Source organism: Pseudomonas marginalis (assembly GCF_001645105.1).
Classification (GTDB): Bacteria; Pseudomonadota; Gammaproteobacteria; order Pseudomonadales; family Pseudomonadaceae; genus Aquipseudomonas; species Aquipseudomonas petroselini.
In genome coordinates this window covers 26,979-48,728 of the sequence record NZ_LKEG01000049.1, presented here as the reverse complement: position 1 = coordinate 48,728, position 21,750 = coordinate 26,979, and the positions used below count along the sequence as shown (strand labels likewise).

Here is a 21,750-nt window from a genome sequence, read left to right as displayed (position 1 = left end):
CGCCGATGGAAATTAGCCGCCTTGGGTTGCAGTATGGCCACCTCAACGAAGCCAACAGCAGGAACCCGGCCATGTCCGACGATATCCACTTCTACGAACCCGCCAACGGCCACGGCCTGCCCCATGACCCGTTCAATGCCATCGTCGGGCCACGGCCGATCGGCTGGATTTCGTCACACGACAGTGAAGGCCGCCTGAACCTGGCGCCCTACAGCTTCTTCAATGCGTTCAACTACATTCCGCCGATCATCGGGTTTTCCAGTGTCGGGCGCAAAGACAGCCTGAACAACATCGAACAGACCGGCGAGTTTGTGTGGAACCTGGCGACCCGCCCGCTGGCCGAGCAGATGAACCAGAGTTGCGCCGCCGTTTCCCCCGAGGTCAACGAGTTCGAGTTGTCCGGCCTGACGCCGGTGGCTTCCAAGATCGTTGGCGTGCCACGGGTGGGCGAGAGCCCGGTGTCTTTCGAGTGCAAGGTGACGCAGATCATCCAGTTGCAACGTGCGGACAAAGCGTTGGTGCCGAGTTGGCTGGTGCTGGGCGAGGTGGTCGCGGTGCACATCGCCAAGTGGCTGCTCAAGGATGGGGTCTACGACACCGCCGCCGCCGAGCCGATTTTGCGCGGTGGTGGCCCGGCGGATTACTTCCAGTTGGGGCCGGAGGCGCTGTTCAAGATGTACCGGCCAGGTGCCACCAAACCCTGACTGAAAATGCCGTCAACACTGTGGGAGGGGGCTTGCTCCCGATAGCAGGGGGTCAATCAGCAAACCTTTAGCTGATACACCGCTATCGGGAGCAAGCCCCCTCCCACGTGTGGTTTAGTTTGCGGCGGCTGCCCAGGTCAGTTGACCGTCTTCGTCCACATCGACCAATCGCTCCAATTGCACCGTCGCTGCATCGTCGGCGTCAGAAGCGGTCTTGAACGTCTGTCCATCAAGGATCTTGTGAAACTTCGGTGCGCCCATGCCATCCAGTGCCTTGACGGCGACGGCGGCGCTGTAGCCACCTTCACCCGGTACTACGGCGGATACGGCTTCGTGGTGGGCAAATTGTTTACGTGCCATGTTGCAGGTCCTGGCCAATGGAAAGTCGGCCATTCTAAACCTGATCAGCCGGCGAGTTGCAGGTACTCGCCGTAGGCATTCGCGGCGGATGCATCGGTGAAGGTCTGGAAGTCCATGCTGCGCACGACCATGTCGTTCAACAGCTCGGTAAAGATCATCAGGGCCGGAGAGTCGAAGTAGGCGCTCATCGCCTGCTCGCTGCTCCAGAAACCGGAGATCAGCCAGACATCAGGGTCGACCTGGGAATGCTGCAACGAGAATTGCAGGCAACCCTGAGCCTGGCGGCCGGGTTCGATCAAACTGCTCAAGCGTGCACCGAGTTCGGTGCTGCACCCGGTGCGGGCGCGGATAAAGGCCATATGGCTCGCGGGAATGGGGGTGGACATGTTCGACTCTCCCGTTGAGAAGTGATGCTCGGCAAGCACTGTGAGGGTGTGTTGCCACAGGATCAAAGATAACGGCGCGGGTGAGCACGCGGTTAGTCGATTCCTGCCGGCTTATTGCACAATCCTGCGAGAAGCGTAGAGAGGACGTTCGGCCCAGGGCTTTATTCCACGGGCAAACGCCGTGTTTCAGGGAGATGACAGGCCAGCTGCTTGCCTGATTCACGATATGGCGCAGGATCAGGCAAGGATTGTGCAGAATCGACGTAACACTGTTTGAACCGTCGCCGCTAAGCTTGCCCCCATCACCGCAGCCTGTAGAGGACGCCCCATGCCGTCGCCCGAATCCAAATCCATCCCCCTCGATGCCGAGATGGAAAAACAGCGCGCCGAGCTGGCCAGTATCGTGCACCGGCATACCTGGGAAGAAGGCTCCTACGGCACGGCCATCACGACGCTGTACCTGAACCGCCACAACACGCCGCGCGACTTCATGCCGGTGCTGGTCGAGCCGGCCCTGTGCATTCTGGCCAGCGGCAGCAAGGAAGTGCGCCTGGCTGACGAAATCTTCGCCTACGACCCGCTCAACTATTTAGTCTTTTCGGTGGCCATGCCGGTGGCCGGGCGGATCATTGATGCCACCCCGCAAGACCCGAACCTGTCAGTACGCATCAACATCGACCCGGCCCAGCTCACCGCCTTGATTGCCGAAGCCGGCCCGATGGGCGTGCCGACGCGTCCAACCTCCCGTGGCATGTACGTGGACCGTATCGACACCCAATTGCTCGACGCCGTGCTGCGCCTGGCGCGCCTGCTCGATACGCCCAAAGATATCGCGATGCTCGCGCCATTGATCAACCGGGAAATTCTCTATCGCCTGCTGCGGGGCCCGCAGGGTTATCGGCTGTATGAAATTGCCGTGGCCAACAGTCAGAGCCATCGCGTCAGCCAGGCGATCAAGTGGTTGAATGGCAACTACGAACAACCGCTGCGCATCGATGACCTGGCCAAGGAAGTGAACCTGAGCGTCTCGACCTTGCACCACCGCTTCAAAGCAATCACCGCCATGAGTCCGCTGCAATATCAGAAGCAACTGCGCTTGCAGGAGGCCCGGCGATTGATGATTGCCGAAGGGTTGGAAGCGTCGGCGGCGGGGTATCGCGTGGGGTATGAAAGCCCGTCGCAGTTCAGCCGCGAGTACAGCCGGCTTTTTGGTGCGCCGCCATTGCGTGACCTGGCGCGGTTGCGCCAGAGCATCTGAACCAATGAAGATCAAAATGTGGGAGGGGGCTTGCCCCCGATTGCGGTGGGTCAGATACAGACTAAGCTGACTGACACACTGTCATCGGGGGCAAGCCCCCTCCCACACGTTGACCGCTTGTGTTCAGTCTAAGCCGCGCGGTAGTTGCAGGGTGACCCGCAACCCACCCTCGCGCAGATTCTGCAAACTCACTTCGCCGCCATGGCTATGCGCAATATTGCGCGCAATCCCCAAGCCCAAGCCGTAACCCTGCTGCTGCCCGGCCAGGCGGAAGTGCGGTTCGAACACCTGCTCCAACCGCTGCTCCGGCACGCCGGGGCCTTCGTCATCCACGTGCAGGATGAACTCCGCGCCATCGTCCTCGATGTGCAAATGCGCGTTCTGCCCGTACTTCAAGGCGTTGTCGATCAAGTTGCCGATGCAACGCTTGAGCGCCAGCGGCTTGCCCGGATAAGTGGTCAGGGCGCGGCCATGTTGAGTCACGCGGCCATTTCCGTTAGGCGCCAGATACGGCTCCACCAGGCAGTCGAGCACGTGGTTGAGGTCGACCGGCTCGATGTTTTCGTGGATATCGGTGTCTTTCACACATTGCAGCGCGCCCTTCACCAGCAACTCCAACTCATCCAGGTCGCGGCCAAACTTGGCTTGCAGGTTTTCGTCTTCAAGCAATTCCACGCGCAGGCGCAGGCGGGTGATCGGCGTGCGCAAGTCGTGGGAGATCGCACTGAACAATTGGCTGCGTTCGGTCAGGTAGCGGCTGATGCGCTCGCGCATCGCATTGAACGCACGCCCTACTTCCACCACTTCGCTGCCGCCGCCTTCGGCCACCGGCTCAACATCGGCCCCCAGGGACATGTCCCGCGCCGCCCGCGCCAGGCGCTTGAGCGGCCGGCTCTGCCAGTGCACCAGCAACCCGATAAACAGCAGCAGGAAACCGCTGGTCAGCACGATAAACCACACTTGCTGGGACGGCAGGCCTTGTTCTTCAAGGCTGGTGTAGGGCTCGGGCAACAGCGAGGCGATGTACAGCCATTCGCCCTGGGCGAGTTGGATCTGGGTGACCAGCACCGGCGGGTTCACCGGTTCCAGGGTCAGGGCGTAGTGCGCCCAGGAGCGCGGCAGTTCATCGAGTTTCAGGCCGGCGTTGAAGATACGCAGGTCTTCGGCGCTGACGAACTCCACCGACATGTGCACATCGGCGCCGAGGGTTTGTTTCAACACCTCGTCCACCGCCTCGAGCACCGCCTGTTTACGCGGGGTCTGCGGCAGGATGGCCATGTCCAGCGGACGATCATTGAGGGTCACCACAAAACGCGTGCCGCCCATGCTGCGCAATTGGTCCAGCACCAACGGCCGATACGCCACCGGCAACGAACGGAAGTAACTCACGCTGGCGGTCATCGAATGCGCCAGGCTGCGGGCGCTGGTGACCAGCCCTTCGAGCTGGGTGGCACGCAACTGCGACACCCAGATCACACTGGACAGCGCCTGGGCAAACAACACGGCCAGCAGCGTCAGCAGCAGCATGCGCCCCAACAGCGAGCGCGGCACCGGGAAGCGCCGACGGCGCTCGGTCAATGGTTCAGTGGGCATTGCCGGCAACCACGCTGGCTGCCAGTTGATACCCACTGCCGCGCACCGTACGGATCAGCCTCGGCGGTTTTTCGGTATCGCGCAGGCGTTGGCGCAGGCGGCTGACGGCCATGTCGACGATACGGTCCAGCGGCATCAGGTCGCGGCCACGGGTGGCGTTGCCGATGGTGTCGCGGTCGAGGATCTGTTGCGGGTGGTCGAGAAATAATTTGAGCAGGGCAAAGTCGGCGCCGGAGAGGATCACCTCTTCGCCATCCACGTGGAACAGGCGGTGGCTGATCATATCCAGGCGCCACTCATCAAACACCAGCACATCGCCGCCACTGCTGCGCTCCTGGCCGAACTGGCAACGGCGCAACAAGGCCTTGATCCGCGCCTGCAGCTCGCGGGGGCTGAAAGGCTTGCCGATGTAGTCATCGGCGCCCAGCTCCAGGCCGATCACGCGGTCGGCCTCGTCGGAACTGGCGGTGAGCATGATGATCGGCACCTGCGCCTGGCGCGGGTGCTGGCGGATCCAGCGGCAGAGGCTGAAACCGTCTTCGTCTGGCAACATCACATCAAGGATGACCAGGTCGCAGGGCGCCTCGTTCATCGCCTGGCGGAACCCCGCGCCATCCGGCACGCCACGCACCTGGAAGCCGGCGCGACTGAGGTAGGTCTGCAGCAATTCGCGGATTTCCTGGTCGTCGTCGACGAGGAGAATCGATTTACTGATTACACTCACGGGGTCCTCCTTGTTGTTATGAGGTGTACTTGATGGCCTCATCGAGGGCAAGCCCCCTCCCACACTTTGAATGTATTCACACATCAAAATGTGGGACGGGGCTTGCCCCCGACAGGGCCATCACTGCCTATGCAAAAGCCTGTTCGAGCGCCACACCCGCCCCGGTCAACCCGGAATACGGCGCCGTCACCAACCACACCGGAATGCCCTTGAAGTAGTCGCTCATGCAGCCTTTGTCACTGAAGCTCTTGGCAAAGCCACTGTGGATAAAGAAGTCGGCAAACCTCGGTATCACCCCGCCCACGATATACACACCTGCGCGTCCACCGGTGGTCAGCACATTGTTGCCTGCGACGCGGCCCAGCCAGATGCTGAACTGGTCCAATACTTCCATCGCCACCGGGTCACCGGCCAGGCCGGCGGCCGTGATGGCCTCGGGCGTTTCCAGGACCGGTGCGTGGCCATCAACCGCACAAATCGCCCGGTACAGACGCGGCAACCCGGCACCGCTCAACGCGGCTTCCGCACTGACGTGGCCGATCTCGCTGTAGATGTGCTGCCACAACTGGGTTTCCCGTGGGCTGCTGAGCGGCAAATCGACATGCCCGCCCTCCCCCGGCAACGCCGCAAAGCGGCCAGCGCCGAGGTCCAGCAACGTACCGACACCCAGGCCGGTGCCCGGGCCGATCACCACCGCCGGGCGCAACGGCTCCGGCGTGCCTGCGCAGACCACGCGGAATTCGTCGGGCTTGAGACGGGTCATGCCCAGGGCCATGGCCGAGAAGTCATTGACCAGCAGCAGTTCATCCACTTGCAGGGTTTTGCAGAAGGCAGTCTTGCTCAGGCGCCAGTGATTGTTGGTGAATTTAAATTCATCCCCGCTCACTGGCCCGGCGACTGACAGGCACACCGCGCCGATGTCCCCGATTTCCAGGCCTTCCTCGTTGAGGTAGACCTTGATCGCCTCTTCAGGACTCGTGTGATCCGCCGTGGCATGCACACGGATCGAATGCAGTTCCTGATCCCGCCACAACGCAAAACGGGCATTGGTGCCCCCGATGTCACCGACCAGCGCTAACTTCACTTAAGCGTCTCCAAGGCAGAGGTAAAGGCGCTGGCGCCCTGCTCTGCGGAGCTTGCGGCCATGCGCATAAATGCAAACAGCTCGCGACCGGCCCCCACGTTATTGCCCAACAGGCCCGTGGCAGGCGCGCGCGCTGCAAACTCTTCGGCGTCCACCTTAAGCTCCAAGGTGCCCTTCACGCCATCCACGCGAATGATATCGCCATCGCGCACCCGCGCCAGTGGCCCGCCGCTCTGGGCTTCGGGGTTGACGTGAATCGCGGCGGGGATCTTACCCGACGCGCCAGACATCCGCCCGTCTGTTACCAGCGCGACCTTGAAGCCGCGGTCCTGCAGCACGCCGAGGAACGGCGTCATCTTGTGCAATTCGGGCATGCCGTTGGACCGTGGGCCCTGGAAGCGCATGACCGCGACAAAGTCTTTTTCCAGTTGCCCGGCCTTGAAGGCGTCGGCCAGGTCCTGCTGGTCCTGGAACACCACGGCCGGGGCTTCGACGATCTGGTGCTCCGGTGCCACGGCCGAGACTTTCATCACGCCACGGCCAAGGTTGCCCTCCATCACGCGCAAGCCGCCTTCGGGCGAGAACGCACGGGCCACGGGGCGCAGGATGGTTTCGTCGAGGCTTTCGATGGGGCCGTCGCGCCAGATCAGCTCGCCGTCGACCAGGAACGGTTCCTGGGTGTAACGGCTCAGGCCCTTGCCGGCCACGGTGTTGACGTCTTCATGGAGCAGGCCGGCTTCGAGCAATTCGCGGATCAGGAACGACATGCCGCCCGCCGCCTGGAAGTGGTTGATGTCGGCCTTGCCGTTTGGATACACGTGGGACAGGGTCGGCACCACCTCGGAGAGGTCGGCCATGTCGTCCCAGGTAAGGATGATGCCCGCCGACATCGCGATGGCCGGCATGTGCAGGGTGTGGTTGGTGGACCCGCCGGTGGCATTGAGCGCGATGATCGAGTTGACGATGGATTTCTCGTCGACGATCTCGCCGATCGGCGTGAAGTTGCCGTTGGCCTTGGTCAGGCGCGTGACCTGGTGTGCGGCTTCGCGGGTCAGCGCATCACGCAGCGGTGTGTACGGGTTGACGAACGAGGCGCCCGGCAAGTGCAGGCCCATCACTTCCATCAACAGCTGGTTGGTGTTGGCAGTGCCGTAGAAGGTGCAGGTGCCGGGGCTGTGGTAGGACTTCATCTCCGATTCCAGCAGCTCTTCACGGGTGGCCTTGCCTTCGGCGTAGCGCTGGCGCACGTCGGCCTTCTGTTTGTTGGAAATACCCGACGGCATTGGCCCGCCCGGTACGAAGATCATCGGCAGGTGGCCGTAGCGCAGCGCCCCCATCATCAGGCCGGGGACGATCTTGTCGCAGATGCCCAGCATCAGCGCGGCGTCGAACATGTTGTGGGACAGCGCTACCGCCGTGGACATGGCAATCACTTCGCGGCTGAGCAGGCTCAGCTCCATGCCAGGCTCGCCCTGGGTCACGCCGTCGCACATCGCCGGGGTGCCGCCGGCGAACTGGCCGACCGAGCCGACTTCGCGCAGGGCTCTCTTGATCTGTTCCGGGAAATGTTCGTACGGCTGGTGCGCCGAGAGCATGTCGTTATATGAAGAAACAATTGCCACGTTGGCGGCATTCATCATGCGCAGGCTGTTTTTGTCTTCGGTGCCGCAACCGGCCACGCCATGGGCGAAGTTGGCGCATTGCAGCTTGCCGCGCATCGGACCGTCGCTGGCTGCGCCGCGAATGAGCGCAAGGTAAGCCTCGCGGGTGGCGCGGCTGCGGGCGATAAGCCGTTCGGTGACCTCAAGGACGCGGGGATGCATGTGTAGAACTCCAGGCTAACGGATGTGGCGACCTGAGTGTCTATGCTGATCAAACGCCCGCAGCGCATGGGATGGCAGGGAGTCGTTTGGATCATCGGACCAGTTGATTCAGGTCACTCGTTGTAGATTGAACAAAATATTGCCACTAAAAAGGCTTGTTTTCTATTTTTATGCGAATAATCTTGTAATTCTTACAACAAATCGACGACAGGCACTTTCCAATGACTCTTCGTATCGCAATCAATGGTTTTGGCCGTATCGGCCGTAATGTCCTGCGCGCACTGTATACCCAAGGCTACCGCCAGGATTTGCAGATCGTCGCCATCAATGATCTGGGCGACAGTTCGATCAATGCCCATCTCCTCAAATACGACACCGTACATGGCACTTTCGAAGCAGAGGTCGCCCACGATCAGGAAAGCCTGACCGTCAATGGTGACCGGATTGCCGTGAGTGCCATCCGCAACCCGGCCGACCTGCCGTGGGCCGCGCACAAGATCGACGTGGTGTTTGAATGCACCGGCCTGTTCACCGACCGTGACAAGGCTGCCGCCCATATTACCGCCGGCGCACGCAAGGTGATCATCTCGGCACCGGCCAAGGGCGCGGACGCCACGGTGGTCTACGGCGTCAACCATGACATTTTGCGTCAATCGCACCAGATCATCTCCAACGCCTCGTGCACCACCAACTGCCTGGCGCCGGTCGCCCAGGTGCTGCACCGCGAGTTGGGCATCGAAAGCGGCTTGATGACCACGATTCACGCCTACACCAACGACCAGAACCTCACCGACGTCTACCACACCGACCCGTACCGTGCGCGTTCGGCCACCCAGAACATGATCCCGAGCAAGACCGGCGCCGCCGAAGCGGTCGGCCTGGTGCTGCCGGAACTGGCGGGCAAGCTGACCGGCATGGCCGTGCGGGTACCGGTGATCAACGTGTCGCTGGTGGACCTCACTGTGCAGTTGAAGAAAGAAGCCACTGCCGAAGAAGTCAACGCGCTGCTGAAAGAAGCCAGCCAACACTCGAAGATCCTCGGCTACAACACCCTGCCGCTGGTTTCCAGTGACTTCAACCACAACCCGCTGTCCTCGATCTTCGATGCCAATCACACCAAAGTCAGCGGCAAATTGCTGAAAGTGCTGGCCTGGTATGACAACGAGTGGGGCTTCTCGAACCGTATGCTGGATAACTGCCTGGCGCTGTGCAACGCGGAATAATTTGAGTTGTGCAGGGCTTGTGTGGGAGGGGGCTTGCCTCCTCCCACATTTGATCGATACAGGCTCACAGCAATAGCCACTTGCCATTTGAGTTGATGATAAGCATTATCATTAACTGCAAACCGGTCTGGTATCACTGTGAGCCAATCTCGCTTCAACCACGTCTTTATCACCCAACGGGTGATTCTGCTTCGCACCTTGCAGCGGATGGTGAATAACCACAGCACCGCCGAGGACCTGTTGCAGGAAACCTACCTGCGCGTCACCCGGGCCCTCAGTGAGCGGCCGATCGATCACCTTGAGCCCTTCGTCTATCAAACTGCGCGCAACCTCGCGCTGGATCATCTGCGCGCGCGTAGGATCCAGGCCCGTACGCTGCAGGAAGATGTTCCGCTGGACGTCCTGCAAAGCGTCGCCGCGCCCATCAGCACCCCCGAAGACGCCACTCAGGCCGAGCAGATGCTTGAAGCCCTGAGCGTCAGCCTCGGCCAGTTGAGCGCTCGCCAACAGCAGATTTTCATCCTCAGCCGCTTGCACGGTTGCAGTTACCAGGAGATCGCCGATCAGTTGGAAGTGTCCTTGAGCACCGTGCAAAAGGAACTGAAATTGATCATGGCCATCTGTGTAGGTGTGGCCGAACGGCTGGATCGGCCTTAAGCTTCTCCCGACAGAAACGTCGACCCAAGCTGTAGGAAAGTTGAATAGAACGTGGCGAAGACCCGAGGAACACCGTGACGGACCCGAATAAACTGCGCCCCCATGAGCTGGCTCATGAGGTGTTGCAAGACACGGCTATGGACCAAGCCCTCGACTGGCTGATCGCCCTGCAGTGCCCGCTGCCCGGGCAGCAGGCTGAATTCGAAGCCTGGCTGGCCAGCGACCCCGCGCATGTCCACGCGTTCGGCAAGGCCCAAGCCGCCTGGGGTGGCGCGCCGGTCCACAGCGCTGCTGTCGCACTGGCCGCGCCGCGCAAACCCAGCGCCTGGCGCCGGGTCAAGCCGCATTGGAAACCGCTGGCCACTGCCGCCGTGTTGTTGATCGGCCTGTTCAGCTTCAGCAACCTGCCGATACGCCTGCAAGCCGACCACCTCACCGTGGTGGGCGAACGCCAGCGCCTGCAATTGGACGATGGCTCCAAAGTGCTGCTCAACACCAACTCGGCGTTTTCCAGCCGCATCAAGGACCACCAGCGCATCGCCCGCCTGTACCAGGGCGAAGCGTTTTTCGACGTCGTGCCCAGCCATGGCCTGCCCCTGGAGATCGACGCCGGCCCCGTACGCGCCAGCGTGCGGGATACCGCCTTCGCCGTGCGCTACCTCAATGGCGAAGCGCAGGTGCAAGTGCAGCGCGGCGATGTGGACCTGAGCAATACCTTCGACGATGCCCGTGTGCGCCTGAGCGCCGGTGAAAGTATCCGCATCGGGCCCAAGGGCTTTGGCCAACCCGCCAAACTGGACGCCAACAAGGACTTGGCCTGGGTGCAAGGCCGGCTGATCTTCGAAAACTGCCCGATGAGCGAAGTGCTCGCCGAGCTGCGTCGCTATTACCCCGGCTGGATCGTCAACACCAACGACCAACTCGCCAGCGTCGCCGTCACCGGCAATTACCGCCTCGACCAGCCCCTGGACGTGGTGCGTTCGCTTGCGCACATCACCTCGGCCAAGCTGTCGGAATACCCGGCGCTGGTGATCTTGAACTAAATGAGAATTATTTTTACTCGATAGCTGTCGGTGGTACGTCTCGTCTTAGCCAATGCAACTGATTCCTATTTGTCTCAGTTCGCAACTATAAGACTCGTACCCCGGAGCGCTCTCGATGTCCTCTTGTTTCAACCGCCGGTCCTCTTCGCCCGTCCTGTCCTTGCTGACGGCAGCCATCCTGCTGGCCGCCGCGCCAGTGATGACCGCCACCGCCGCCGAACCTGCACCGCGCAGCCACGGCAATTACACCTTCAGCATCGAGCAGCAGCCGCTGGTTTCGGCACTGAACGCCTTTACCGCCGTGACCGGCTGGCAAGTCGGCCTGCCGGCGGAACTGGGCCAGGGTGTATCGTCACCTGGCGTAAGCGGCCCGTTGTCGCCGGAAAAAGCCCTGGACCGGCTGTTGGTGGGGACCAACCTGAGCTACCGCAAACTGGGCAGCAACAGCATCGTCCTGGAAAAGCGCGCAGCGGGCGGCGCCCTCAACCTGCAACAGGTGACCATCAGCGCCACCCGTAACGAGCAGGATGTGAGCAGCGTGCCGAGCACCGTCAGCGTGCATGAACGCGAAGCGCTGGACCGCCAGAACGTCAACACCATTCGCGAGCTGGTGCGCTACGAGCCTGGCGTTTCAGTCGGCGGCGCCGGCACCCGTGCCGGTAACGCCGGCTTCAACATTCGCGGCATCGACGGCGACCGCATCCTCACCCAGGTGGACGGCGTGGAAGTGCCGGACAACTTCTTCAACGGCCCCTACGCCAAGACCCGTCGCAACTACGTCGACCCGGAAATCGTCAAGCGCGTGGAGATCCTGCGCGGCCCGGCGTCGGCCCTGTACGGCAGCAGCGCGATTGGTGGCGCGGTGAGTTACTTCACCCTCGATCCGGACGACATCATCAAGCCCGGCCAGGACGTCGGCGCGCGCCTGAAGACCGGCTACAGCTCCGCCGACGAAAGCTGGCTGACCTCCGGCACCGTCGCCGGCCGTGTGCAGGACGTCGACGGCTTGCTGCACCTGAGCCAGCGCAATGGCCACGAGATGGAGTCCTACGACGGCAACAACGCCACCGGCCTGGCCCGCACCGGCGCCAACCCGGAAGACGCACGTACGACCAATATCCTGGCCAAGCTCGGTTGGAACTACGGCGATGACAACCGCCTGGGCCTGACGTATGAAAAGTACAAGGATGATCGCGACACCAACCTCAAGAACGCCGTGGGCGGCCCGTTCAACGCCGGCCCCTTCGTCTCGAACTGGTACCGTGCCCGTACCGGCAACGACACCATTACCCGTGAACGCTTCGGCCTGGAAAACAGCATAGCCCTCGAGTCGCCGATTGCCGACCGCATCAAGACCAGCCTCAACTACCAGATTGCCAAGACCGACCAGACGACGGCCGAAATCTACCAGCCAAGTCGCCGCGTATTGCGTACCCGCGAGACCTTGTACCAAGAACGGCAATGGGTGTTCGACGCACAGCTGGACAAGGCGTTCAGCCTCGGCGAAACCGATCACCACGTCACGTACGGCACCACCCTCAAGCAGCAGAAAGTCACCGGTTCGCGCGAAGGCGCCGCCACCTGCCTGGCCGTCGGCAGTGGTTGCACGGCCATCGGCGCACCCAGCCCCTCGGCCGGTGACAGCGTGCGCAAGGCCAGCGACTTCCCGGACCCGACCATCAACACCTACTCGCTGTTTGCCCAGGACCAGATCGCCTGGAACAACTGGACCTTCCTGCCCAGCGTTCGCTACGACTACACCCAGCTCAAGCCCAAGCTGACCGAGGACTTCCTCAACGCCACCGACCCGACCCGCATTTATCCCCACGACGACAGCACCAAGACCTGGCACCGGGTCTCGCCGAAATTCGGCCTGACCTACGCGCTGACCGATCACTACACCTGGTTCGGCCAATACGCCGAAGGCTTCCGCACGCCGTCGGCCAAGGCGTTGTACGGTCGCTTTGAAAACCTCCAGCAAGGTTACGTGGTCGAGCCCAACCCGGACCTTAAGCCGGAAACCAGCAAAGGCATCGAGACCGGGATTCGCGGCAACTTCGACGCGGGCAACTTCGATGTCGCGGTGTTCTACAACAAGTACAAGGACTTCATCGACGAGGACAACACCTCGGTAAGTCCGACCGGCACGATCTTCCAACCCTTCAACATCAAACGCGCCACCATCAAGGGCATTGAAGCCAAGGGCCGCATGAACCTGGACGCCTTCGGCGCGCCACAGGGTCTGTATACACAGGGCGCCGTGGCCTACGCCTACGGCCGTAACGACGAAACCGGCCAGCCGCTCAACAGTGTCAACCCACTCAAGGGCGTGTTCGGCCTGGGTTATGACCAGGAGCAATATGGCGCCCTGGTCAGTTGGACCCTGGTCAAGAAACAGAACCGCGTCGACAAAAATACGTTCTTCTCGCCCGACGGCAACACCACCAGTGCCCCGTTCAAGACCCCAGGCTTCGGCATCGTCGACCTGACCGGTTTCTACAAGGTCACCCACGACGTGACCGTCAACGGCGGCCTCTACAACCTGACCGACAAGAAGTACTGGAACTGGGACGACGTGCGCAGCTACGACGGCGTCGGCGAAGCCGGTGTGACCTCCCCGGCCAACCTCGACCGCCTGACCCAGCCAGGTCGCAACTTTGCGATCAACGTGATCTGGGACATCTGATGAAACCCGCCTCGCCCCGGCGTAATTATTCAGCGCCGGGGTGAGGATTTTTTACTGTGCCGCGTCTTCTTGTTCGTCTAGTTGATAACAGCTCTCTTTCGGGCACCCAGGCGCTTCCCTTCTCAAGGACTTTTTTCATGACCGCTTCCCCTACCGCTGAACGCCCAAGCCTGCGCTCCCAGCGCCTGAACCAGATCACCCACGCGCCACACACCAAGCTCGACGCACTGGTGAAGGCTCATGCCCCGTTTGAAACCCAAGCCAACTTCGCCCGTTTCGTGGTGGCGCAATACCTGTTCCAATCGGAACTGGTGGCCCTGTACAACGATGCCGAACTGATCAATATCGTGCCGGACCTGGCCGAGCGCTGCCGCGCCGAAGCCGCCAAGCTGGACCTGGGCGACCTGGACACCGACGTGCCTGCACCGGTCGCCGGCGCCGTGAAAAACCCGAGCAAGGCCGAAGCCCTGGGCTGGCTGTTTGTGTCAGAAGGTTCCAAGCTGGGCGCCGCGTTCCTGATCAAGCGCGCCGTGGGCCTGGGCCTGAGTGAAACCTTCGGTGCCCGCCACCTGGGTGAGCCGGCCGGTGGTCGTGCCGAAGGCTGGAAAAGCTTCACGCGCACCCTCGACGCCCTGCCATTCACCGCCGAAGAAGAAGCTGCTGTGGAAAAAGGCGCGATCGACGCGTTTGTACGCTTCACCGTATTGCTGGAACAGGCGTACGCTAGCGCCCCTGAATTGGCCTGACCTCCAGATTGAAATGCCATCAACTGTGGGAGGGGGCTTGCCCCCGATAGCTGAGTACCAGTCACCCTCTACAGTGACTGAACTACTGCCATCGGGGGCAAGCCCCCTCCCACAGTTGGCGCTCACTTCGCGACGTTACAAATAAACCATGACCCGCAAAACCCCATCCACCTCGAAAATCGCCCGGATCCTCTTCGGCCTGCTGGCCTACGTCAGCCTGGGCATCGGGTTGGTGGCGATTGTCATACCGGGTTTGCCCACCACCGAATTCATCCTGCTGGCCGCCTGGGCCGCCACCAAAAGCTCGCCGCGCCTCAGCGCCTGGCTGGAAAACCATCGGCTGTTCGGGCCGATCCTGTCCAACTGGCGCAACGGCAAGATCATCGCCCGGCGGGCCAAGGTCAGCGCCACCGTGAGCATGCTGCTCTGCGCCACGCTGATGCTGGTGATGCTCGACCACGGCTGGCCGATCTACCTGGCGATTGCCGGGATGAGCCTGGGCAACCTGTGGATCTGGTCACGCCCCGAACGGCTCGCACAGCCCGTATAACGGCGCGTACAGGCGCTTGCGCGCCGTTCATCGCCTGCCTCTCATGTATTGATTTATGACGCCGATGTTTCAGACATAGCGCTGAATGGACGTGGCTCTGGTGCTTGCATACCCATGAGTCCATTCGTGAGTGAACCTATGTTCAACACCCTCTCCATCCGCTTGAAAATTGTGCTGCTGTCCGGTCTTTGCCTGTTGGGGGTGATCGCGCTGGTCGTCAGCATCAATATCTACAACACCACCCAGAATGATCGGTTGGTCAGCGACTCAAGCTCGCGCATGCTCACTGCCAGCGTCGAACAACTGCTGCAAGCCAGGGCGGCCGAACAGGCGGTGCAGTTGCAGAAAACCTTCGGTGACAGCCTGATGGCGCTGACCGCACTGGCCGACCAAATCAAGGATTTGCGCATCATGGCCAGCAAGCGTGGCCTGGAAGCCGGCGCGCTGCGCGAAGAAATCAACCAGAGCTTGAAAACCACGTTTGATCGCAACAGCAAAGTGCTGGGTTTCTGGCTGTCATTCGAACCCAACGGCCTCGACGGCAAGGACAGCGAATTCGTCGATGACAAGGCGCGCGTCTCCAACGAAAAAGGGCGCTTCTCCAGCTACTGGAGCCGTGCCGGCGGCGAAGGCGTGAACACCATCATGGTCGAAGAAGACCTGAACAAGACCACCCTCACCCTCAACGGTACGCCCTACAACATCTGGTACACCTGCCCACGGGACACCCGCAATACCTGCCTGCTGGACCCGTATGAAGACACGGTGGCCGGCAAAAAGGTATTGATGACCACCATCGCCTCGCCGCTGATCGTGGAGGGCAAACTCATCGGCGTCGTCGGTGTCGACATCGCCCTCACCGCCCTGCAAGCAACCGCCGACGCTGCACAGAAGGACCTGTTCAACGGCGCAGCACACCTGGAGATTCTCTCCAGCACCGGTTTGATTGCCGCCTACAGCGGCGAGCCGGCGAAGGTCGGCAAGAACCTGATCGACACCCTCGGCGCCGAAGGCAAGGAAATCGTGCAACTGCTGGCCAGTGACAACCGCATGATCCGCGAACAAGACGGCACCATTCGCGCCGTGTACCCGGTCAAGCCGATCGCCGACGCCAAATCCTGGGGCGTGGTGATCAAGCTGCCAAAAGCCGTGATGCTGGCCGATAACGTCGCGTTGCAAGGGGTACTCGATAAAGCCCAGGCGGCCGGCACCCTCAAGGCACTGCTGGTGGCCGCTGCCGCCGGCCTGCTGGGCCTGCTGCTGATCTGGCTGACCGCCACCGGCGTGACCCGCCCGATCAACGGCGTGGCGGCCATGCTCAAGGACATCGCCAGCGGCGAAGGCGACCTCACCCAACGCCTGGCCTATGCCAAAAAGGATGAACTGGGTGAACTGGTGAACTGGTTCAACCGCTTCCTCGACAAGCTGCAACCGACCATCGCCCAGATCAAGCAGAGCATCACCGAAGCCCGGGGCACGGCGGACCAGTCTTCCGCCATCGCGCGCCAGACCAGTGAAGGCATGCAGGTGCAGTTCCGTGAAATCGACCAGGTGGCCACCGCGTCCAATGAAATGAGCGCCACCGCCCACGACGTCGCCAACAGCGCCTCGAATGCTGCCAACGCGGCACGCGGTGCCGATCAATCGGCACGCGAAGGCATGCAAATCATTGAACGGAGCACACGGGATATCACGACCCTGGCCGAGGAAGTCAGCAAGGCGGTGACGGAAGTCGAAGCCCTGGCGGTCAACAGCGAGCAGATCGGCTCAGTGCTGGAAGTGATCCGCAGCATTGCCGAGCAGACCAACCTGCTGGCCCTCAACGCCGCCATCGAAGCGGCGCGCGCCGGGGAAAGTGGCCGTGGGTTTGCGGTGGTGGCCGACGAAGTGCGCAACCTGGCCAAGCGCACCCAGGATTCGGTGGAGGAAATCCGCCTGGTGATCGAACGCATCCAGAGCGGCACCCGTGGCGTGGTGGCCACCATGCATTCGAGCCAAAGCCAGGCCCAGAGCAATGCGGGGCAGATCCACCAAGCGGTGCAGGCCCTGGGCAAGATCAGCGATGCTGTCACCGTGATCAGCGACATGAACCTGCAGATCGCCAGCGCCGCCGAACAACAAAGCGCGGTGGCCGAAGAGGTCAACCGCAATGTCTCGGCGATCCGCACCGTGACCGAAACCCTGACCGGGCAGGCGACTGAGTCGGCGGCCATCAGCAGCCAACTCAATGCCTTGGCCAGCCAGCAGATGAAACTCATGGATCAGTTCAAGGTTTAAATAACACCAAAGGAGCAATGTGGGAGGGGGCTTGCTCCCGATGGCAGAGTATCAGTCTACTTATCTGTAGCTGACACACCGCTATAGGGGGCAAGCCCCCTCCCACATTTAGATCGCTGCAGGCTTAGAGACCCGTCCAGGCACTGACAAACTGCGTCAGGTCTTCCTTAGCCGCCGTGCGCGGCGGGTTTTGCGGCGTACCCAAATAGAGGAAGCCAATCACTTCCTCATCCTCCGTCAGCCCCAGGCCTTTAGCGACGTGGGCCGAGTAGGACAGTTCGCCGGTGCGCCACACCGCACCAATCCCCTGGGCATACGCGGCCAGCAGGATGCCGTGGGCCGCGCAGGCGGCGGCCAGCCGTTGTTCGGACTTGGGCACCTTGAAGTGTTCCTGCAAACGGGCAATCACCACCACCACCAGCGGCGCACGCAGCGGGCCGTTCTGGGCCTTGTCGATGGCGGCTTGCGGTGCGTCCGCGTCTTGCAGGCGCGCAGCCTCGGCCAGCAGCGTACCCATTTGCTCACGGGCAGCCCCTTCAACCGTCAGGAAACGCCAAGGGCGCAGCTGGCCGTGGTCGGGTGCACGCATGGCGGCGGCAAACAGCACGTCGCGCTGCTCCTGGGTCGGTGCCGGTTCCAGCAGGCGCGGCACGGAAACACGGTTGAGCAAAGCGTCGAGAGCCTGCATTGGCCACCTCCAGAAAAAAATGTGCGGTCATTCTAGCGGGAATGAATCGGATACCACCAAACGATAATTGCTCTTATTCATTGCGCCCCGCCCTGTTAGACTTTGCGCCCCTATTTTGCGCCTTCACTCAGGAAACCCGATGTTCCGTTCGCTTTTTCGCCTGTCCGCGGGGTTGCTGGCCTTGAGCCTGACTGCCTGCGATGACGCGCCCAGGTTTACCAAGGCCGAGCCGGGTGAATCACGGGCGGGCGGCGCTGCGACGGTGAACAAGCGCGACCAGAACGCGTTTTCCTTGCCCTCGGCGAACCTGTCGCCCACGCGGCGCCTGGACTTCAGCGTCGGCAACAGCTTCTTTCGCAGCCCGTGGGTGATCGCCCCGTCCACCACCACGGCGCGTGATGGCCTGGGCCCGCTGTTCAACACCAACGCCTGCCAGAACTGCCATATCAAGGACGGCCGTGGGCATCCGCCATTGCCCGACGCACCCAATGCGGTGTCAATGCTGGTGCGCCTGTCGATTCCGGACGCTGCGCCCTACGCCAAACTCATCGAACAGATCGGCGTAGTGCCCGAGCCGGTCTACGGCGGGCAACTGCAGGACATGGCGGTGCCGGGCGTAGTGCCCGAAGGCAAGGTGCGCATGGACTACACACCGGTCAACGTGACGTTCAAGGACGGCACCGTGGTCGAGTTACGCAAGCCGGACCTGCAAATCACCCAACTCGGCTACGGCCCGATGCATCCGGACACACGCTTCTCCGCGCGCATCGCCCCGCCGATGATCGGCCTGGGCCTGCTCGAAGCCATCAGCGACGCCGATATCCTGCGCAACACCGACCCGAAGACCGCCGACAAGGAAGCCATCGTCGGCCGCGCCAATTGGGTCTGGGACGACGCCCAGCAAAAAACCGTGCTCGGGCGTTTTGGCTGGAAAGCCGGGCAACCCAACCTCAATCAACAAAATGTTCACGCGTTCTCTGGTGATATGGGCCTCACGACTTCCCTGAGACCGTTCGATGACTGCACCGATGCCCAAGTCGCCTGCAAACAAGCCCCTAACGGCAATGGCCCCGACGGCGAGCCGGAGGTCAGCGACAATATCCTGCGCCTGGTGCTGTTCTATACCCGTAACCTGGCCGTACCGGCGCGCCGAGGCGTCAACACGCCACAGGTGCTGGCCGGTAAAAACCTGTTCTATCAAGCTGGCTGCCAGGGTTGCCACACGCCCGCGTTCACCACGGCCGCCAACGCCGCCGAACCTGAGCTGGCCAACCAAGTGATCCGCCCCTACAGCGACCTGTTGTTGCACGACATGGGCGATGGCCTCGCCGACAACCGCAGCGAATTCAAGGCCGGCGGCCGCGACTGGCGCACGCCGCCGTTGTGGGGTATCGGCTTGACGCAAACCGTGAGTGGCCACACCCAGTTCCTGCATGACGGCCGCGCTCGCAACCTGCTGGAAGCCGTGCTGTGGCACGGCGGCGAAGCACAAGCGGCGCAGCAGCATGTGTTGTCTTTTAATGCCGAGCAGCGCGCTGCGTTGCTGGCGTTCCTGAATTCTTTATAAGCTTCGCCCCAATTACAGAAGGGAGCTCGACATGTTCCGTCCCAAGTTGTTGTTCACCAGCCTTGCCGCCCTCGCCCTCGGTGCCTGCTCGCCGCAAGACCCGCAAGCCGTGACCTCGGCGGCCATCGCCAAGCAAGTGATTCTGCCCACCTACAGCCGCTGGGTTGAAGCCGACCGTCAACTGGCCGTCAGCGCCCTGGCCTACTGCCAGGGTAAAGAGAGCCTGGACACCGCGCGTGCCGACTTCCTCCACGCACAAAAGGCCTGGGCCGAGCTGCAACCGCTGTTGATCGGCCCGCTGGCTGAAGGCAACCGTGCGTGGCAGGTGCAATTCTGGCCGGACAAGAAAAACCTGGTCGGCCGCCAGGTCGAGCAACTGGTCGCCAGCCAGCCGCAGATCGACGGTGCCGCCCTGGCCAAGTCCAGCGTGGTGGTGCAAGGTCTGTCGGCCTACGAATACATCCTCTACGACGCCAAGACCGATATCGCCGACGACGCCCAAAAGGCCCGTTACTGCCCATTGCTGGTGGCCATCGGTGATCGCCAGAAGGCGCTCGCCGAAGAGATCCTGGCCAGCTGGAACAGCACCGACGGCATGCTCGCGCAGATGACCAAGTTCCCGAACCAGCGCTACGCCGATTCCCACGAAGCCATTGCCGATCTGCTGCGCGTCCAAGTGACCGCACTGGACACCCTGAAGAAAAAGCTCGGCACGCCGATGGGCCGCCAGACCAAGGGTATCCCGCAGCCTTTCCAGGCCGATGCGTGGCGTAGCCAGTCGTCCCTGCAAAGCCTGCAAGCCAGCCTCGCGGCGGCCCAGACCGTGTGGGTCGGCGTCGACAACAAAGGCCTGCGCGGCCTGCTGCCGTCCGAGCAGAAACCGTTGGCCGACAAGATCGACGCCGCCTACGCCGCGTCCCTGAAACTGTTCGACAGCAACCCGCGCACCCTCAACGAGCTGCTGGCCGACGATGCCGGGCGCCAGCAGCTCAACGATATCTATGACAGCCTCAACGTCGTCCACCGCCTGCACGAAGGCGAATTGGCCAAGGCGCTGGGCATCCAACTGGGCTTCAATGCCAACGACGGTGACTGATGATGCTCAGGCGACAGGCTTTGGCCGTTGGCAGCGTGCTGCTCAGCGCACTCACGTTGGGTGGCTGGACGCTGTTCAAAAGTAAAGACAAGGGCCCGCTGCTGCTCTCGGCGCGGGATGATGCGGACGGCAAGCACTACGCCGTGGGCTATCGCCTGGACGGCAAGCCGGTGTTTGCCACCCAGGTCGGCCAGCGCTGCCACGACATCATCAACCACCCGACGTTGCCGATTGCGCTGTTTGTCGCCCGTCGCCCGGGCACCGAGAGTTACCTGATCGACCTGCGGGATGGCGCGTTGCTGCAAACCATCACCTCGAAGGCCAACCGCCACTTCTATGGCCACGCGGTCATTCACAAGAGCGGCGACTGGCTGTACGCCACCGAAAACGATACGTCCGACCCTGGCCGTGGCCTGCTCGGCGTGTACAGGTTCGAAGGCGAACGGCTGGTGCACACTGGCGAAATCTCCACCCACGGTATCGGTCCGCACCAGGTGTCGTGGATGCCCGACGGCGAAACCCTGGTGGTGGCCAACGGCGGCATTCGCACTGAAGCCGAAAGCCGCGTGGAGATGAACCTCAACGCCATGGAACCGAGCCTGGTGCTGATGCAGCGTGACGGTACGCTGATCAGCAAGGAAACCCTCGGCCAGCAGATGAACAGCGTGCGCCATATGGGGATCGCCCGCGACGGCACCATTCTCACCGGGCAGCAGTTCATGGGGCCGTCCCAGGAACGCTCCGAGTTGTTGGCGATCAAGCGTCCAGGGCAGCCCTTCGTGGCATTCCCGGTGGCCGATGAACAGCTGCAGGCCATGGGGCACTACACCGCCAGCGTTGCAGTGCACAGCGAGCTGCGCCTGGTGGCGTTGACCGCACCGCGTGGCAACCGCTTCTTCATCTGGGACATGGACAGCGGCGAACTGCGGCTTGATGGGCCGCTGCCCGACTGTGCCGGTGTCGGTGCCGTAGACGATGGGTTTGTCGTGACGTCGGGACAAGGGCGTTGCCGGTTCTACGACTGCCGCCAGAACCCACTGCTTGCAAAACCGTTGGAGCTGCCGGCGGGGCTCTGGGATAACCATCTGCATCTGATCTAACGCCGGGACTCTCTTCAGCGCCTTAGCGCCTGGGCTGACGCCCTGGCGCATGCCCCTCCCTCAGCAACACTCCGCATTTTTCCTACAACAAATATGAAAACACCTTTCATTTAGAGATCTGTATTCCTACAGAAACTCGCGAATTTACTGCTTATTGCCCCCGCCTTTCTCGTGAAAACTTCGGC

General features: G+C 62.0%; 19 protein-coding genes and 1 pseudogene. 13 read left to right on the top strand and 7 right to left on the bottom strand.

What is annotated here, in order from left to right; all coding sequences use genetic code 11:
- The first annotated feature begins 71 nt into the window (after positions 1 to 71).
- Positions 72 to 704 carry a flavin reductase family protein gene (locus tag AO064_RS21490; RefSeq protein ID WP_015885650.1) on the top strand — a complete coding sequence of 211 codons (633 nt, stop codon included), beginning with the start codon at positions 72 to 74 and terminating at the stop codon, positions 702 to 704.
- A gap of 114 nt (positions 705 to 818) precedes the next feature.
- Here AO064_RS21490 and AO064_RS21485 read toward each other — a convergent pair whose 3' ends face one another.
- Both AO064_RS21485 and AO064_RS21480 read right to left on the bottom strand, forming a co-directional pair.
- Positions 819 to 1,064 (bottom strand): hypothetical protein, encoded by a 246-nt coding sequence (locus AO064_RS21485; protein WP_043205829.1) that lies wholly within the window; start codon positions 1,062 to 1,064, stop codon positions 819 to 821.
- A 44-nt stretch (positions 1,065 to 1,108) separates the two neighbouring features.
- A complete protein-coding gene (locus AO064_RS21480) occupies positions 1,109 to 1,450 on the bottom strand; it encodes an antibiotic biosynthesis monooxygenase family protein (protein WP_064054598.1) in 342 nt (113 codons plus the stop codon).
- A 328-nt stretch (positions 1,451 to 1,778) separates the two neighbouring features.
- Between AO064_RS21480 and AO064_RS21475 the strand changes: the two genes are divergently transcribed.
- On the top strand, positions 1,779 to 2,708 hold the full coding sequence (locus AO064_RS21475) for an AraC family transcriptional regulator (RefSeq protein ID WP_015885653.1): 930 nt from the start codon (positions 1,779 to 1,781) through the stop codon (positions 2,706 to 2,708).
- Positions 2,709 to 2,831: 123 nt separating this feature from the next.
- On the opposite strand, the gene AO064_RS21470 is transcribed toward AO064_RS21475, so the two are convergent.
- The 4 genes from AO064_RS21470 to edd form a co-directional block, all read right to left on the bottom strand.
- Positions 2,832 to 4,259, bottom strand: coding sequence for an ATP-binding protein (locus AO064_RS21470; RefSeq protein ID WP_015885654.1), 1,428 nt, complete (start codon positions 4,257 to 4,259; stop codon positions 2,832 to 2,834).
- Between the two features lie 31 nt (positions 4,260 to 4,290).
- Complete coding sequence (locus AO064_RS21465; protein ID WP_252121015.1) at positions 4,291 to 5,067, bottom strand: response regulator; 777 nt, start codon at positions 5,065 to 5,067, stop codon at positions 4,291 to 4,293.
- 85 nt (positions 5,068 to 5,152) lie between these two features.
- Positions 5,153 to 6,109: a glucokinase gene (locus AO064_RS21460; protein WP_064054597.1), complete on the bottom strand. Its 957-nt coding sequence runs from the start codon at positions 6,107 to 6,109 to the stop codon at positions 5,153 to 5,155.
- Positions 6,106 to 7,932 carry a phosphogluconate dehydratase gene (gene edd, locus AO064_RS21455; RefSeq protein WP_064054596.1) on the bottom strand — a complete coding sequence of 609 codons (1,827 nt, stop codon included), beginning with the start codon at positions 7,930 to 7,932 and terminating at the stop codon, positions 6,106 to 6,108. Before edd ends, AO064_RS21460 begins: the two co-directional genes overlap by 4 nt.
- 221 nt (positions 7,933 to 8,153) lie before the next feature.
- On the opposite strand from edd, the gene gap reads away from it, so the two are divergent.
- The 8 genes and pseudogenes from gap (at position 8,154) to AO064_RS31880 (ending at position 17,114) form a co-directional block, all read left to right on the top strand.
- Entirely contained in the window at positions 8,154 to 9,155 is a 1,002-nt protein-coding gene (gene gap / locus AO064_RS21450) for a type I glyceraldehyde-3-phosphate dehydrogenase (protein WP_015885658.1), read from the top strand.
- A gap of 138 nt (positions 9,156 to 9,293) precedes the next feature.
- Positions 9,294 to 9,812 (top strand): RNA polymerase sigma factor, encoded by a 519-nt coding sequence (locus tag AO064_RS21445; protein ID WP_064054595.1) that lies wholly within the window; start codon positions 9,294 to 9,296, stop codon positions 9,810 to 9,812.
- 74 nt (positions 9,813 to 9,886) lie between these two features.
- Positions 9,887 to 10,855 carry a FecR family protein gene (locus tag AO064_RS21440; protein WP_064054594.1) on the top strand — a complete coding sequence of 323 codons (969 nt, stop codon included), beginning with the start codon at positions 9,887 to 9,889 and terminating at the stop codon, positions 10,853 to 10,855.
- 115 nt (positions 10,856 to 10,970) lie between these two features.
- A complete protein-coding gene (locus AO064_RS21435; RefSeq protein ID WP_064054593.1) occupies positions 10,971 to 13,541 on the top strand; it encodes a TonB-dependent receptor in 2,571 nt (856 codons plus the stop codon).
- Positions 13,542 to 13,678: 137 nt separating this feature from the next.
- Entirely contained in the window at positions 13,679 to 14,287 is a 609-nt protein-coding gene (locus AO064_RS21430; protein ID WP_064054592.1) for a biliverdin-producing heme oxygenase, read from the top strand.
- Between the two features lie 148 nt (positions 14,288 to 14,435).
- Positions 14,436 to 14,837: a YbaN family protein gene (locus tag AO064_RS21425; RefSeq protein WP_015885663.1), complete on the top strand. Its 402-nt coding sequence runs from the start codon at positions 14,436 to 14,438 to the stop codon at positions 14,835 to 14,837.
- 114 nt (positions 14,838 to 14,951) lie between these two features.
- Positions 14,952 to 16,256 (top strand): annotated as a pseudogene (locus AO064_RS31885) (methyl-accepting chemotaxis protein); the annotation flags it as partial.
- Between the two features lie 102 nt (positions 16,257 to 16,358).
- Complete coding sequence (locus AO064_RS31880) at positions 16,359 to 17,114, top strand: methyl-accepting chemotaxis protein (protein ID WP_375232523.1); 756 nt, start codon at positions 16,359 to 16,361, stop codon at positions 17,112 to 17,114.
- Between the two features lie 124 nt (positions 17,115 to 17,238).
- Here AO064_RS31880 and AO064_RS21415 read toward each other — a convergent pair whose 3' ends face one another.
- Entirely contained in the window at positions 17,239 to 17,802 is a 564-nt protein-coding gene (locus tag AO064_RS21415; protein ID WP_064054590.1) for an NAD(P)H nitroreductase, read from the bottom strand.
- 139 nt (positions 17,803 to 17,941) lie between these two features.
- Between AO064_RS21415 and AO064_RS21410 the strand changes: the two genes are divergently transcribed.
- Genes AO064_RS21410 through AO064_RS21400 form a run of 3 tightly spaced genes read left to right on the top strand, consistent with a single transcriptional unit; the run spans position 17,942 to position 21,565 of the window.
- Complete coding sequence (locus tag AO064_RS21410; protein ID WP_064054589.1) at positions 17,942 to 19,369, top strand: di-heme oxidoreductase family protein; 1,428 nt, start codon at positions 17,942 to 17,944, stop codon at positions 19,367 to 19,369.
- A gap of 31 nt (positions 19,370 to 19,400) precedes the next feature.
- Entirely contained in the window at positions 19,401 to 20,465 is a 1,065-nt protein-coding gene (locus AO064_RS21405) for an imelysin family protein (protein WP_064054588.1), read from the top strand.
- A 2-nt stretch (positions 20,466 to 20,467) separates the two neighbouring features.
- Positions 20,468 to 21,565, top strand: coding sequence for a DUF1513 domain-containing protein (locus tag AO064_RS21400; RefSeq protein ID WP_064054620.1), 1,098 nt, complete (start codon positions 20,468 to 20,470; stop codon positions 21,563 to 21,565).
- Positions 21,566 to 21,750 lie beyond the last annotated feature (185 nt).